The organism is Devosia sp. LjRoot16 (assembly GCF_964252795.1).
Lineage (GTDB): Bacteria > Pseudomonadota > Alphaproteobacteria > Rhizobiales > Devosiaceae > Devosia_A.
Genome location: NZ_CAXUPH020000007.1, coordinates 163,283 through 178,200, shown reverse-complemented (window position 1 = coordinate 178,200; position 14,918 = coordinate 163,283). Strand labels below are relative to the sequence as shown.

Sequence of the window (14,918 nt, the reverse complement as noted above, 5' to 3'; positions counted from 1 at the left end):
AGTCGCGACGCACCGGCATTGCCTTGGCGACGCAGCCTGAGGTATAAATCCTACCTAATGAGAATGACAACCGGGTGGATTCGCCTCTGTGGCGAGCCGACCCGGCATAATGCTGTTGGAAAGACCGCACGCGTGACCGTCTATCGCCGCCCGGACCCGATCCCCCTGCGCCACTCGGCCGTCGCCTCGCCCGGCGGGCTGAATACCGTCAAGCACGAACCGGACGATCTCAATCGCCTGGTAGCGCGCGAGATTTTCCAGGCCATTGCGTCGGGCCACTTCCCCGTCGGCAGCATCCTCCCCAATGAGCATCAGCTGAGCGCCGATCTCGGCGTCAGCCGCACGGCGCTCCGCGAAGCGATCAAGGGGCTCGCCTCCAAAGGCCTCGTCGAAACCCGCCGCAAGCGCGGCACCCTGGTGCTCGAGCGCAGCCGCTGGGACATGCTGAACCCCGAGGTGATCGCCTGGTCGCGCAAGCTCGGCTCGGCCCGCGTCAGCGAGGAACTCTGGGTGGCGATCGCAAACACCCAGCCCGCCATGGCCGCCGAAGCCGCCAGCCGCCGCCATGCCGGCCGGGTCGCCGAAGTGGTGCGCAGCCTCGCCGCCGCCGGCACGCCGGAGGCCAAGCGCACCGGGCTTGCCGCGCTGCTGCTCGAAGTCGCCAATGCCAGCGGCAACCGCTTCCTCACCTCGTTCACCGCCGCCTGCGTCGGCAGCCTGTTGACCGACGATGCTGCCTTCCTCGATCGCCTCGTCACGACGATCGACCTCGCAGCCCTCGCCCGCCTCGCCCCCCTGCTCACTGCCGGCAATGGCGAGGCCGCCGCAGAACTGCTGCGCCGAGCGCTGGTCCGCGAGACGATCTCGGCCTAATCTCCCCTCGAAACGCCTTTGGAGGAGAGTACATGCTGGCCAGGGCCGAGCATGGCGAGGACGATCTCGCGCCGGCAGCCTTTGCGGGGATGGATCGCGAACTCGCGCCGTTCGTGTTCCTGGCGCGCGCCCGGGCGCTCGGCATTCCCGGCGCCCTCGTCACGCTTTCGGCCATCGATGGCGGCGCGCCCAAGGCGCTCGGCACCCATATGGCGGTGCTGGCCGATGGTCGGCACCTCGGCCATGTCTCGGGTGGCTGCGTCGAGCCCGCCATCGCCGCCGAGTTCGCGCCGCTGATCGCAGCGGGCGAGGATCAGACCTTCCGCTTCGGCCGCGGGTCGCGCTTCATCGATATCCGCTTTCCCTGTGGCGGCGGCGTCGACCTGATGCTGCACGCGCAACCGCAGGCCGCGTTGCTCGCCGAAGCCATCGCCCGCTTCGAGCGACGCGAGGCCTTCGCCATCGCCTTGGATCCCGCGCATTCGGCCGCCACGATTACCGACAGCCCGGCCCCTACCGGTTGGCGCGACGGGGTATTCATCCGCCGCTACCAGCCGCGCACCAGGCTGCTGCTGGTCGGCCGTGGCCCCGAGTTCGAGGTGATGGCCCGCGTCAGCGCTGCCGCCGAGTTCGACCTGCGGCTCGCCACCCCGGACGAAAGCTCGGCCCACGCCCTCGCCGCGCTCAATGTGCCGATCGAAATCCTCACCACCCCGGCGCAAGCCTTCGAGCTGCCGATCGACCCCTGGACGGCGACGGTGCTGCTGTTCCACGAGCACGAATGGGAAAACGCCATCCTCGCCCGCGCCGCCGTAGCCGATGGCTTTTATGTCGGGGCGCTGGGCAGCGTCAAAACCCACGGCCTGCGCCGTGCCCGGCTTGCCGCCATGGGCCTCTCGCCCGCCGCCATCGACCGCATCCACGGCCCGATCGGGCTGATCGACCGGGCTCGCGACCCCGGCATGCTGGCGCTCTCGGTGCTCGCCCAGATCTCAGCCACCCGCGCCCAGCTTGACCGTGCCTGAGCCCATCGCCGCGGTCGTCCTCGCGGCCGGCCTCTCGACCCGCTTCGGCGGCGACAAGCTGCTCCATCCCTATGCCGGCAAGCCGCTGGCCGCCCACATCGCCGATACGCTGGCATCCTTGCCGCTGACCTGGCGCGTCGCCATCGTCCCACCCGTGCCGTCGGCACGGCGGCAGCTGTTCGAGGACCGCAGCTTCGAGCTGGTCGAGAACCCCGACCCGTCGCAGGGCATGGGGTCGTCGCTGGCGCTCGGCGCCCAACGCGCGCTCGAGCTCGGCGCCGAGGCACTGCTGGTCTGCCTCGCCGATATGCCCCATGTCAGCGCGGAGCACCTCGGCAGGCTGCTGGCTGCTGGCGATACTGATGTGGTGGCGACAAGCTTCGATGGCTCACGCGGCCCACCCGTGCTGTTTCCGCGCCGGCTGTTCCTCGATCTGGTCGCGCTGTCAGGCGACCATGGCGCCAGGCATTTGCTGGCCAACGCCGGCCTGGTGGTCGCACCTCCAGGCCTCGCCCGCGACTTCGATGTACCCGGAGATTTCGATCCGACGTGAAGCACTGGTGTGCTTGGCGCCCCTCACCCTAACCCTCTCCCCAGAGGGGCGAGGGGACGCACTTTGCACCGGCAGTGCCCCAACGCCCCCTCGCCCCTCTGGGGAGAGGGCGGCGGGGAGGCCGAAGGCCTCACCGCGGGGTGAGGGGCGCCAAGCGCGCCGCCCCCTCATGGCGCCCTGCACCGTCAGGGCAACCCCGGCAGCAGCTTCGCCAGCGTGATCGGAAAATCCCGCACCCGCACGCCCGTGGCATTGTACACCGCGTTGGCCACCGAGCCGCCGGTGCCGCCCGCCCCCAGTTCGCCGATCCCTTTCACCCCCAGGTGGTTGGCCTTGTCGTCGAAATCCTCGAGCATGATGGCGTCGATCGCGGGGATGTCGGCATGGGTCGGGATCAGGTACTCGGCAAAATCGCCGTTCACCCAGTGGCCATGGCGCGGGTCGAGTGCTCCGGCTTCCTGCAGCGCAGCGCTTACCCCCCAGATCATGCCGCCGATCAGCTGCGAGCGCGCCGTCTTGGCGTTGAGGATGCGGCCGGCCGCGAACACTCCAAGCATGCGCCTGAGCCGCACTTCGCCGGTATCGATATCCACCCCGACCTCGGCGAAGGACGCGCCATAGGTATATTGCGCGTGGGTGCGGTAGTTCGGATCCTCGGAATTATCGAGCGTCTTGCCGGTCTCCTCGATGCCGTCGGGGAAATGCCGGCGCACTTCGGCGAAGATGTCGTTGTAGCTCGTCCCAGCCACGAGGGCGATCCGCGCTCGCAGCGCGGCGGCGGCCCGGTCGGCGGCGACCGTGGTGTTGGCCGCACCCCACGAGCCGCCGGCGCCATTGCCCTTGGGGTGCTTGGTGTGCGCCAGCTCCACCTTGATCTGCGACATCGGCACGCCCAGCGCTTCCGCCACCACCTGCGCCACGATGGTGTAGGTGCCGGTGCCGATATCGGTCATGTCGGAGCGGACGATCACAAAACCGTCCGGCTCGATCCGCACCAGCACCTCGGCTGACGTCTGGTAATGCCCGCGCATCGACGAGGCGACGCCGTAGCCGACCAGCCAGCGCCCATCGCGGCGGCTCGCCGGGCGGGTCGGCCGGTCGCGCCAGCCGAACTGCTCGGCCCCTTCGCGGAGGCAATCGGCCAGCCGCCGTCCGCTCAGCGGCAGCCGCTTGTCCGGGTCGATCTGGGTGTCGTTGCGTAACCGCAACTCGATCGGATCGATGCCGAGCTTTTCGGCCAGTTCGTCCATCGCCGATTCCAGCACCATCAGCCCCGGCAGCTCGCCGGGGCCGCGCACCGGCTCGCCCGGCTGCACATCGAGGGCCTGGTGCGCCTGCCGGGTCAGCCGGTTGGGCGAGGCATAGAGGGCCTTCCCCACCGACGAGACACCTTCGTCCCAGGCGTCGTCAGTGCGCACCTGGATCAGTGCATCATGGCCGAGCGCGGTCAGCCGCCCATCGGGTGTCGCCGCGAGCCGCACCCGGCTGATCGAGGCCGGCCGGTGCCCGACCAGGGTGAAGATCTGCCGCCGGGTCAGCATCAGCTTCACCGGTTGGCCCAGGGCCATCGTCGCCAGCGAGGCCAGCACTGCCTCGCAATGCAGCACGATCTTCGAGCCAAAACCGCCGCCGACATAGGCGCTGTCGATGCTGATGGCGCTGGGGTCGAGCCGCAAGGTCTTGCCGAGCCCGGTGGTCAGCTGGTTCACCATCTGCGCCGTGAGATAGAGATGGAGGTGTCCGTCGCGCCAGTCGGCGATCGAGGCATGGAGCTCCATCGGCTGCGAGAAGTGGTAAGGCGTGCTGTAGGTTTCTTCGACCGTCACCGGCCCCTCCCGCATCGCCTGGTCGATATCGCCCGCCTGCGACGGCCGCCGCCAGTGGAGGTCTGGCCCGAACCCGCCGAGCGCAAACGCTCCGGCTTCGGCCTCGTATTCGACCGTGATCAGCCCGGCGGCCGCCCGCGCCTCCTCAAAACTCTCGGCCACCACGAAGGCGATCGGCATGCCGTAATAGTTGATCCGGTCGCTGACCAACTCTGGCCGCGTCCGGTCCATCATGTCGCCTTCGATGCCCTCGGCCGGCCCCTGCTCGGGCGCATTCTCATGCGTCCACACCAGCCGCACCCCGGGCGCCGCTTTGGCCGCCGCGATGTCGATCCGCGCCACCCGACCCCGGCCGATGCCGGCGCCGAGGATGTAGCCATAGAGCGTCGGCCCGGCATCCTGCCGTTCGGCCGAATAGGCGGCCCGCCCGGTGACCTTGATCGGCCCATCGGTGCGGCTGATCCCCTGCCCAATCATGGCCGGACCTCCGCCACCTGCACCAGCGTCGCCTTCAGCGTCCGTCGCGCCAAGGGCAGCTTGTAGGCATTGTCTTCGGTGGGCGTCGCCCCTGCCAGCGCCAGGTCCGCCGCGAGATCGGCGTCCGTTCCCCCCTCCGCCGCCTCGACCCGCCAGGGTTTTGCCGCCAGCCCGCCAAAGGCCAGCCGCACGATCTGCCCCTCACGCGCCACCAGCGCCACCGTGACATTGGCGAAGGCATAGGAGGCACGCTCCCGCACCTTGCGGTAAAGCTGCACCCCGCCAAGCGTTGCGGGCAGCACCACCGCGGTGATCAGCTCGCCCGGCTCGAGCGCCGTCTCGATATCGGGCCGGTCGCCCGGCAGCCGGTGGAACGCGGCGATCGGGATCGACCGCGTCCGCCCGCCCACGCCGACCGTCTCGACCGTCGCATCGAGCGCCCGCAGCGCCACGCACATGTCGGAGGGGTGGGTGGCGATGCAGGCATCGCTCACCCCGAGCACTGCGAGGTTGTGAGTCAGGCCACCGATCGCCGAGCAACCCGAGCCGGGGCGCCGCTTATTGCAGGGCATGTCGGTATTGTAGAAATACGGGCACCGAGTGCGCTGCAGCAGGTTGCCCGCCGTCGTCGCCTTGTTGCGCAACTGCCCCGAGGCGCCCGACAGCAGCGCCCGCGCCAGCACCGCATAATCCCGCCGCACCCGCCTGTCCGCCGCAAGGTCGGCGTTGCGCACCAGCGCCCCGATGCGCAAGCCGCCCTCCGCCGTCGGCTCGATGGTATCGAGCCCCAGCCGGTTGACGTCGATCAGATGATCAGGCGCTTCGATCCCGAGCTTCATCAGGTCGAGCAGGTTGGTACCGCCGGCGATGAACCGCGCCCCCGGCCGCGCCGCCGCGGCCTCCACCGCCTCGGCCGGAGTCGTCACCCGCTCATAGCTGAACGGCTTCATGCGCCCTCTCCCAGATAGTCGCGGATCGCCGCCATGATGTTGGGGTAGGCGGCGCAGCGGCAGAGATTGCCGCTCATCCGCTCGCGGATTTCTGCGTCGCTCAACGGGATCGGCGCTTCGAGATCGCCGGTGACATGGCTCGGCACCCCCGCCCGGATCTCTTCGATCACGGAGAGCGACGAAAGGATCTGCCCCGGCGTGCAATAGCCGCACTGGAAGCCGTCATGCTCGATAAACGCCGCCTGCATCGGGTGCAGCGCCTCGGGCGTCCCCAGCCCTTCGATGGTCGAAATCTCGTCGCCTTCATGCATCACCGCGAGGCTGAGGCAACTGTTGATCCGCCGCCCGTTCACCAGCACCGTGCAGGCGCCGCACTGCCCCTGGTCGCAGCCCTTCTTGGTGCCGGTGAGCAACAAATGCTCGCGCAGCGCGTCGAGCAGCGTCACCCTCGGATCGAGCGATAGCGTGCGAATTTCGCCGTTGACGCTCAGCGTCACCGGCAGCCGGGGCGTGGCAGTCATGGATTCCCCCCTCAAGAAAAGCACCGGTGAGCCTAGAGCGGTTTTGGGAAAAAGCCAGTGCTGATCCTCCCCCGCGTGGCGGGGGAGGGGGACCAGCGAAGCTGGTGGAGGGGGGAGCCAAAGCCTGAGACTCTTGCCGCCCCCTCCACCGCCTTTGGCGGTCCCCCTCCCCCGCCACGCGGGGGAGGATCACGGCACGGCCGGTGCCAACGCCAAACAATGTAGTTTCACAAACATCGATGTTGCAAAACTACAAACACCGTATACTTTCGCCGCGCTTGCACGACCGGGAGGCGCCAATGACCAAGACCAAGATCACCAGAACGTCGCGCCAACTGCCGATGTCGAACCTGGGCGGGCCGAGCACCCTGCCCCGCTTCCGCTGGCAGCAGCCCACCCTCGACAAGAACACCCCGCCCAATCGTGGCCTCACCGATGAGGAAAACGCCCACGGCTTCAACTGGGGCAAGGATTCGATCCTGCCCTACCGCGTCTACGACGATTACGATCGCTCGCAGGAGCCGGGTGAGATGCCGCTGGTGACGCTGGAGAACGGGCGGCTGCGCGTTTCGGTGGCGCCGCAATATGGCGGGCGCCTGATGGAGCTGCGCGACCTGAAGCTCGGCCGCGACCTGGTGTTCACCAATCCGGTATTCCAGCCGGCCAACCTCGCCGCGCTCAACGCCTGGTTCTCCGGCGGCATCGAGTGGAACGGCCTGATCCCCGGCCACACCCCCTTCACCACCGCCCAGGTGTTCGCCGGCATCATCGAGACCGACCGCGGCCCGGTGCTGCGCATCTACGAGTTCGACCGCATCGTCGAAGCCACCTGGCAGATCGACCTGTTCCTGCCCGATGACGACGACCGGCTCTATGTGCATGGCCGCATCGTCAACAATACCGATGCAGTGAAGCTCGCCTATTGGTGGACCAATGTGGCGGCGCCGATGTCGAAGGGCATGCGCGTCCTCGCTCCCGCCGATTACTCGATCGAGCACGTGCTGCCCAATAACGAGCTGGCCCGCTTCCCTTTCCCCGATCCCGATCGCTTCGACGGCTCCTATCCGGACAAATGGCGCGACTCGACCTCGGTGTTCTTCAGGAAGCCCGATGCCGAGCGGCTGTTCATTGCCGGGCTCGATGCCGATGGCGTCGGCCTGGCGCAGACCGCCACCTCGGCGCTCAAGGGCCGCAAATTCTTCTATTTCGGCACCGGCGCCGGCGGCCAGCAGTGGATGGATTACCTGGCCAAGCCCGGTGAGGGCGACTACATCGAAATCCAGAGCGGCATCGCCCCGACGCAGAACCAGCGCTTCGAATTGCAGCCCAACAGCGAAGTACACTGGACCGAGGTCTATGGCGCGCTGAGCGTCGACCCCGCGGACGTGCATGCTGCCGATTACCAGCGCGCCGTCGGCGCTGCGGCCAGGGCGATCGACACCCGCTTCCCCGCGACCGAGCTCGCCGATGTCGACGCCTTCCTCACGGCAGTGTCGCGCCAGCCGCTGACCCGGCGCCTGAGCGACGGTTCGCCGTGGGGTGGGCGGCAGGAAAAACTCACCGGCAAGCCGCTCGCCCAGGGCCTCGATTTCGCCGTGCCGCACCCGACCGATTGCTGGGATGAGCTCGCGACCACCGGCCGCTTCTCCGAGGCCAGCCTCAAGCGCGTGCCGGCCGATTTCGCCGTCTCGCCCCTCTGGGTGGCGGCGCTCGAAAAGAGCCGCGACAAGCAGGGCGAGACCTGGCTCCACGCCTTGCTGCTCGGCATCGCGACGCTCGACAATGGCGATCGTGATGCGGCGCGCGCCCTGTTCGAACGCTCCATTGCACTCAAGCCCACCTGGCTCGGCCGCCGCCAGCGCGCCCTGGTCACCAGCGACCCCGATGCCGCCGATCGCGACTATCTCGCTGCCTGGGCCAGCGGCGATGCGCCGCCGGCGCTCGCCGCCGAGATCGTGAGCCTCCTGGTCAAGCACGGCCGGCTCGAGCGGTTGCGCGCCTTTGCCTCCGGCCTTCCAGCCTCAGCGCTCACCGATGAGCGCGTGCATCTGGGCCGTGCCATGGTCGCGGCGTCGGAGGGCGATTTCGACCTCTTGGAACGGCTGCTCGACCGCCACTTCGCCACGGTGCGCGAAGGCGAGAACCTGCTCGATGAGCTCTGGGTTGCCTTGCAGCGCGGCCGCCTGCAGCAGGCGCTGAAGCGCGCCCCCTCGCCGGCCGAGCTGGCCGAGCGGCTGAAGCAGCATCCGGTGCCGGCGCATCTCAACTTCCGCATGCGGGCCGCCGACGAGGTGAAGTAATGGCGGCATTGGAGCCCACGGCCCCCACGCTGATCCAGTCGATCTCGCTGGGGCTCGGCGGCTACAACAAGGCGTTCCAGCTGGTGGGCGGGTACCTGCTCGCCTCGCCCGAGGCCTTCATCCGCGAGCCGCTGCAGGAGATCGCTCGCGCCGCCGGGGTGAGCGAACCCACCGTGCTGCGCTTCTGTCGCCAGTTCGGCTTCAAGGGCCTGCCGGATTTCCGCATTGCGCTGGCCATGTCGCTGGCCCGCGAGGCACAAGGGGCGTTCATCGACCCCGGCGTCAGCGACAAGGCGGTGGTGAACCTCGGCGCCAAGCGCGCCATCGCCCGTTTCGCCCTGTCACTGGTCGGCGACGATCGCTCGATCATCATCGATTCCGGTTCGACCACCCAGCTCTTCGCCGAGAACCTCAGGGCGGCCAACCCGCTGGTGATCATGACCACCGGCCTCAACATCGCCGAGGCGTTCCGCGGCGCCAGCCAGCACACCGTCATGCTGCCCGGCGGCACGGTGCGCTTCGAATCCAACTCGCTTTCCGGCCGCATGGTCGAGAGCACGCTCGGCGGCATGCGCTTCGACACCATCTATCTGGGCGCCGACGCCATCGACCCGGTGCTGGGGCTTTCGACCTTCAACGAGGCCGAAGCGCACCAGAACGCCGCCATGGTGGCCGTCAGCCAGCGGGTGATCGTCCTTGCCGATTCCACCAAATTCCGCGCTCCGGCCCTGCACCGGATCTGCGAGCCCGACCGTATCCACGCCGTGATCACTGACACTGGCCTTGCCGATGACACCGCCGCCCTGCTCGAGCAGCATGGCGTCGCCGTTCACCGGGTCGAGCCGGAAGGAAGCACCTGATGACCAACGCCGCATTTCCCGCCACCGACCTCGACCGCTGGGCCACCACCCGGGAGATCAAGCGCCAGCCGGCGATCTGGCGCAGCTTCGGCCCGCATCTTGCGACCATCGCCGCCGAGATCAAGGCCTGGATCGCCGAGCGCCGTCCCGATGAAGTGTGGTTCTCAGGCGCCGGCACCTCGGCCTTTGTCGGCGAGACGCTGGCGAGCTACCTCAACACCGCGCCCGGCCCCATCCGCTTCCGCGCCATCCCCTCGACCGACCTGATCGCCGCGCCACGCAACTACCTCAGGCCCGGCATAAAGCTCCTCGTGGTGTCGTTCGGCCGCAGCGGCAACAGTTCCGAGACCATCGGCACGCTCGACCTTCTGGCTGCGCACGCACCGGAAGCCGATCGCCTGCACATCACCTGCAACGCCAATAGCGCGCTGGCCCGCACCGACAATGCCGGCCCAGGCGAGCTGCGCAACATCGTGCTCCCACCCGAAACCGACGACAGCGGCTTTGCCATGACGTCGAGCTACACTACCATGCTGCTGACGGCGCTCGCCGTTTTCGACCCCGCCCCGCCGGCGCCGATCGCCGAGCTCATGGCCCGGCTGGCCGACGGCGCCGAGGCGCTGCTCGCCGGGCAGTTGGAGCGGCTGATCGCGTTGCCCATGCCGGAACGCGCCGTGTTCCTCGGCTCGGGCCCGCTCACCGGCTCGTCGCGCGAGAGCGCGCTGAAGGTGCTGGAACTGGCGGCCGGCCAGATCCCCACGTCATGGGATTCGACCCTCGGCTTCCGCCACGGCCCCAAGGCCATCACCAATGGCCGGACGCGGGTCTTCGTGCTGCTCTCCTCCGACCCGCACACCCGCCGCTACGACACCGACCTCGCCACCGAGGTCGCGGCGCAGTTCGGCGCCGATGTGGTGCTGCGGCTCGGCGACCCCGCCGCGGGCGCCGATATTCCGGTGCCGTCGGTCGGCACCGACGCCTGGTCGTCGGTGCTCTACGTCATGGTGGCGCAGCTCTTGTCGGTGATCTGGTCGCACAAGCTGGGCCTCACCGTCGACAACCCGTTCGCCTCGGGCAACCTCACCCGCGTTGTCGCCGGGGTGAAGCTCTACCCGCTGCCCGCGACTGGCCCGCAGCTGTTCGGGGCCCTCGATGTCGGCGGCACCAAGATCGAGGCGCGGCTGTTCGATAACAAACTGGACGTCATCGAGCGCCAGCGCTTCCCCACCGCCAAGGGCAGTTACGAAGAGCTGCTGCAGGCGCTTGAGGGCGCCGTCGGCTGGCTCGACCAGGTGAGCGGCACCAAGGTGCAGCTCGGCGTCGGCCTTCCCGGGTTGATCGATCCGGCCACCGGCATCTCGATGACCTCGAACGTGCCGGCCACTGGCCACACCCTCAGCGCCGATCTCTCGGCCCGCATCGGCCGCGCCATTCCGGTCGAAAACGACTGCAAGTGCTTTGCCCTCTCCGAAGCCAATGGTGGCGCCGGGGCGGGCTATCGCACGGTGTTCGGCCTGATCCTCGGCACCGGCGCCGGCGGTGGCGTCACGGTCGATGGCAAGCTCGTCGTCGGCCACAACGGTCTGCCCGGTGAAGTCGGCCATTTCGGCCTCCCCGCCGAACTGGTGCAGCGGCACAACCTGCCGATCGTCGCCTGCGGCTGCGGCCGCACCGGTTGCTACGAGACGCTGCTCTCCGGCCCCGGCATGGGCCGCATCGCCAAACACCTCACCGGCGAGACGGTCGACTCCGCCGCCATCGTCGCCCGCGCCGCCGCCGGCGATGCCGCGATGCGCCAGGTGCTCGACATCTGGTTCGATATCCTCGGCGAGCTGGTCCACACCATCCAGCTCACCATCGACGCCGATTGCGTGGTGATCGGCGGCGGCCTCTCCAATATCGATGGCCTCGTCACCGAGCTGTCGCGGGTCTTCGCGCCCAAGATGCTGCCGGGGGTGCGCCAGCCGGCCTTCGCCACGGCCCGCTTCGGCGATGCCAGTGGCGTCCGCGGCGCCGCCATGCTGGTGGCGGGAGCTCGCAAATGAGGGAACTCCGCGATCTCATCACCCGCAACCGCAACGGCTCCGGCGAGGCCTTGCCCTCGGTCTGCTCCGCCCATCCCGACGTGCTCGCCGCCTCGCTGCTGCTCGCCGATGAATGGGACGTGCCGCTGCTGATCGAAGCCACCAGCAATCAGGTGAACCAGTTCGGCGGTTATACCGGCATGACGCCACCGGACTTCATCAGCTTCGTCCGCGGGATCGCCGCGCGCAGCGGCGTCGACGCCAGCCGCGTGCTGTTCGGCGGCGATCACCTCGGCCCGCAAGCCTGGCGCGACCAGCCGGCTGATATCGCCATGGCCAATGCCCGCGATCTCGTCGCCGCCTATGTGAAAGCCGGCTTCACCAAGATCCATCTCGATTGCTCGGAAGGCTGCGCCGGCGAGCCCGCCGCGGTCGGCGATGCGCTGAGCGCGGCCCGCGCCGCCGACCTCGCCGCGATCTGCGAAGCCGCCACCACCGATCCGACCACGCTGAGCTACATGTTCGGCACCGAAGTGCCGCCCCCCGGCGGCGCCCGCGCCGAGGAAGGTCCCATCGGTATCGCGCCCACCGAGCCGGCCAATGCCCGCGCCACCATCGCAGCGCATCGCGATGCCTTCGCCGCGCTCGGGCTCGAGCACAGTGCCTGGCAGCGCGCCGTCGGCCTCGTGGTGCAACCGGGCTTAGAGTTCGCCCCCGACCACATCCACCGCTTCGACACCACGTCGCCCGACCTGCTGTCGCCGGTGCTCGACGGCCATGACGGGCTGAGCTTTGAGGCGCACTCCACCGACTACCAGTATCCGGACGTCTTCCCGGCTTTGGCGCAGCGCCACTTCGCCGTGCTGAAGGTCGGCCCCGCCCTCACCTTCGCCTACCGCCAGGCCATCTACGCCCTCGACGGCGTCGCAAGCTGGCTGGCGCCCGACGCCGACCGCCAGCCCATCGCCCCGGTGATGGAAGCACTGATGCTGGACAACCCCAAGAACTGGGCCAAGCACTATGCCGGCGACGCCGCGACGCTGAAACTGCTCCGCCACTTCAGCTACGCCGACCGCATCCGCTACTACTGGGCCCAGCCACAGGCGACGGCGGCCGTCGGGCAATTGCTGGCGGCACTGGGCACGGCCAAACCGCCCGCGCCGCTGCTCGAGCAGTACTTCGCGCCGGAGGTGATCGCGCGAGCCGAGCGGCTGGAATCTCGGTCGCCGGATTGGGCCAGAGCGCTGATCTACGCCGAGGTGCAGACGGCGCTGGTGCCGTATTTCGCGTGTATCGGGGTGGCGACGTAAGCCCAACACTTCCGCCGGTGCGCGCTGACCCCCACCCTTGATCCCTCCCCGCAAGGGGGAGGGAGACGCAGACTGATATGCCCGTGTGAGGGTCTCCCTCCCCCTTGCGGGGAGGGGACAGGGGTGGGGGTCCACAGCCACCAGCGGCAGCAGCGACGAGCCGTTAAGCAATCCCCTCGGGCCCGGCCCCGCACACCAGCGCCCCGACCGAAACCCCGGCGCCATACGCCACCCGTCCGGTCATCAGCGCCGCCACTGCCGCAGCCCCACTGAGATCCGCGGCAATGCCGAGCTCGAACCACAGCCAGCGGCTGGCTTCCAGCATGTCTTCGTCGCTGAGCAGCACCACGTCGTCGACCACCGACCGCACCACGTCGAACACCTGCGGGTCGGTCTCGGCGCAGCTCATCGTGGCGATACGGCTCGTCACCTCCGTCAATCGCACCACGTGCCCCGCATCGAGCGAGGCCTTGAGTGTCGGCGAGCCCACGGGCTCGATGCCGATAATCTTCACTGATGGCTTCAGCGCCTTTATCGCCACGCCCATGCCCGAGACCAGCCCGCCGCCGCCGATGGCGACCAGCACCACGTCGAGATCGGGCACATCGGCCAAAAGCTCCAGCGCCGCCGTCCCCTGTCCGGCCATCACCGCCGCGTCGGCGAAGGGGTGGAAATACGCCGCGCCATGGGTTTCGGCGAAGGCGAGCGCGTGGAGGTTGGTCTCGTTCCACACCGCGCCCGTGATCTCGACCGTCGCGCCCCAGCGCTTCAGCTTTTCGACCTTCGCCGCCGTGATGTTCTCGGGCACGTAAATCGTCGCCGTCACCCCGGCGAGCTTCGCCGCCCGCGCCACGGCCAGCCCGTGATTGCCGCCTGAGGCGGTGACGATGCCGCGCTGCAAGGCTGTGGGCGGCAGCGACAGCAGCTTGTTGGTGGCGCCGCGCGCCTTGAACGAACCGGTCGCCTGCAGGCTCTCGAGCTTCAGCGACAGCTTTGCCGGCGTGATCGGCGCGGACAGAGCCCGCGCTTCGATGGTCGGGGTGCGCCGCACATGCGGCGCGATGCGCGTGGCGGCAGCGTTGATATCGGCCAGGGTGATCATGCTGCGGGCGCCGTGTAGGGCGAGGCGACGACGAAGCAGCAATTGCCCGGCCGCACCCGGCCCGGCTGGCGACGACCATAGAGAATGCCGCTCGCCCGGTAGTGCAGTTCAACCGGTGTCCGGCCGGGATTGGCGAGGAAATGGATGCGGCCGGCCAGTTGCCCTACCTCCACTGCCGTGCCGAGCTTGTGCAGCGGCTCATACACCCCGTCATCCTCGGCGATCACATGCGCCTTGGGGCCGAGATCATAAAGTTTCGGCTCGGCCGCCACCGGGCTCGCCATCCGCGCCGGCAGCACCCCCAGATGCGCCAGGACGTTCCGCACGCCGCGCCGGCAGAGCGCCAGCGCATCGACCGATACCGTGCCGCCGCCGGCCATCTCGGTGCCGATCACCGTCATCCCCTGCAGCGCCGCCGAAGCGGTGGCAGTGCGCGGGTCGCCGCGATTGTCGATCACCACGGCGATCTCAGTCCCGAATGCCTTGGCCGCCGCCACATTGGCCGCATGCTGCTCGGGCGTCGCACCCGGCTCGATCACCGAGCTCGGGATGATATCGAGCGACGAGCCGCCCGAATGGAGGTCGATGAACACATCGCCCATCGGGAAGATCACGTCGTTCACATAAGCCGCGATCTGCCGCGTCGTGGTGCCGAGCGGATCGCCCGGGAAGGTGCGGTTCATGTTGATTTCGTCGATCGGCGAAGTGCGCCGCGCCGCGTTCACGGCCGGCAGGTTAATCGCCGGAATGAAGATCAGCCGGCCCTGTACATCGGCCGGGTCGAGCTCGCGGATCAGCTCGCCCAGCGTGATCGGGCCTTCATATTCGTCGCCATGGTTGCCGCCTTCGAGGATCACCGTCGGGCCCACCCCATTCTTGATCACCGCTACCGGCACCGGCACCACGCCCCAGGCATCGTCATGCACCGACAGCGGGATGTGGAAAAACCCGACCTGCTTGCCCGGCTTGTCGAAGTCCACCGTCGCGGTGGCCAGCTTCTGTGAAATGTTGCGGTCCATGTTTTGCTCTTGGTCGTGATGTCGGGGTTGCCCACGGCCGCGAAAGCCTGGACAAATTTTACAGGTGATAGTCTACGT

General features: G+C 68.7%; 12 protein-coding genes. 7 read left to right on the top strand and 5 right to left on the bottom strand.

The window, feature by feature from the left end; translation table 11 throughout:
• Positions 1-132 precede the first annotated feature (132 nt).
• From ACSQ23_RS27300 to ACSQ23_RS27290, 3 genes are read left to right on the top strand one after another with little or no spacing between them, the layout of a single operon-like run.
• The gene (locus ACSQ23_RS27300) at positions 133-873 is read left to right on the top strand and encodes a FadR/GntR family transcriptional regulator (protein ID WP_436092569.1); all 741 of its coding nucleotides are present in this window, start codon (positions 133-135) and stop codon (positions 871-873) included.
• Positions 874-905: 32 nt separating this feature from the next.
• Positions 906-1,898: an XdhC family protein gene (locus ACSQ23_RS27295; protein ID WP_436092568.1), complete on the top strand. Its 993-nt coding sequence runs from the start codon at positions 906-908 to the stop codon at positions 1,896-1,898.
• Positions 1,891-2,451 carry a nucleotidyltransferase family protein gene (locus tag ACSQ23_RS27290; protein WP_436092567.1) on the top strand — a complete coding sequence of 187 codons (561 nt, stop codon included), beginning with the start codon at positions 1,891-1,893 and terminating at the stop codon, positions 2,449-2,451. The genes ACSQ23_RS27295 and ACSQ23_RS27290 overlap by 8 nt, the downstream gene beginning before the upstream one ends.
• Before the next feature lie 185 nt (positions 2,452-2,636).
• On the opposite strand, the gene ACSQ23_RS27285 is transcribed toward ACSQ23_RS27290, so the two are convergent.
• From ACSQ23_RS27285 to ACSQ23_RS27275, 3 genes are read right to left on the bottom strand one after another with little or no spacing between them, the layout of a single operon-like run.
• Entirely contained in the window at positions 2,637-4,754 is a 2,118-nt protein-coding gene (locus ACSQ23_RS27285) for a molybdopterin cofactor-binding domain-containing protein (RefSeq protein ID WP_436092566.1), read from the bottom strand.
• Entirely contained in the window at positions 4,751-5,704 is a 954-nt protein-coding gene (locus tag ACSQ23_RS27280; protein WP_436092565.1) for an FAD binding domain-containing protein, read from the bottom strand. The genes ACSQ23_RS27285 and ACSQ23_RS27280 overlap by 4 nt, the downstream gene beginning before the upstream one ends.
• The gene (locus tag ACSQ23_RS27275; RefSeq protein WP_436092564.1) at positions 5,701-6,249 is read right to left on the bottom strand and encodes a 2Fe-2S iron-sulfur cluster-binding protein; all 549 of its coding nucleotides are present in this window, start codon (positions 6,247-6,249) and stop codon (positions 5,701-5,703) included. Before ACSQ23_RS27275 ends, ACSQ23_RS27280 begins: the two co-directional genes overlap by 4 nt.
• Positions 6,250-6,524: 275 nt before the next feature.
• Between ACSQ23_RS27275 and ACSQ23_RS27270 the strand changes: the two genes are divergently transcribed.
• Genes ACSQ23_RS27270 through ACSQ23_RS27255 form a run of 4 tightly spaced genes read left to right on the top strand, consistent with a single transcriptional unit; the run spans position 6,525 to position 12,719 of the window.
• Positions 6,525-8,525 carry a DUF5107 domain-containing protein gene (locus ACSQ23_RS27270; RefSeq protein ID WP_436092563.1) on the top strand — a complete coding sequence of 667 codons (2,001 nt, stop codon included), beginning with the start codon at positions 6,525-6,527 and terminating at the stop codon, positions 8,523-8,525.
• Complete coding sequence (locus ACSQ23_RS27265) at positions 8,525-9,385, top strand: transcriptional regulator (RefSeq protein ID WP_436092562.1); 861 nt, start codon at positions 8,525-8,527, stop codon at positions 9,383-9,385. Before ACSQ23_RS27270 ends, ACSQ23_RS27265 begins: the two co-directional genes overlap by 1 nt.
• Positions 9,385-11,430, top strand: a complete 2,046-nt coding sequence (locus ACSQ23_RS27260) for an ROK family protein (protein ID WP_436092561.1) — start codon at positions 9,385-9,387, stop codon at positions 11,428-11,430. The genes ACSQ23_RS27265 and ACSQ23_RS27260 overlap by 1 nt, the downstream gene beginning before the upstream one ends.
• On the top strand, positions 11,427-12,719 hold the full coding sequence (locus ACSQ23_RS27255) for a class II D-tagatose-bisphosphate aldolase non-catalytic subunit (protein WP_436092560.1): 1,293 nt from the start codon (positions 11,427-11,429) through the stop codon (positions 12,717-12,719). The genes ACSQ23_RS27260 and ACSQ23_RS27255 overlap by 4 nt, the downstream gene beginning before the upstream one ends.
• 163 nt (positions 12,720-12,882) lie before the next feature.
• Here ACSQ23_RS27255 and ACSQ23_RS27250 read toward each other — a convergent pair whose 3' ends face one another.
• Together ACSQ23_RS27250 and ACSQ23_RS27245 are read right to left on the bottom strand one after the other, a co-directional pair.
• Complete coding sequence (locus tag ACSQ23_RS27250; protein WP_436092559.1) at positions 12,883-13,821, bottom strand: threonine ammonia-lyase; 939 nt, start codon at positions 13,819-13,821, stop codon at positions 12,883-12,885.
• Complete coding sequence (locus tag ACSQ23_RS27245) at positions 13,818-14,840, bottom strand: succinylglutamate desuccinylase/aspartoacylase family protein (RefSeq protein ID WP_436092558.1); 1,023 nt, start codon at positions 14,838-14,840, stop codon at positions 13,818-13,820. Before ACSQ23_RS27245 ends, ACSQ23_RS27250 begins: the two co-directional genes overlap by 4 nt.
• Positions 14,841-14,918 lie beyond the last annotated feature (78 nt).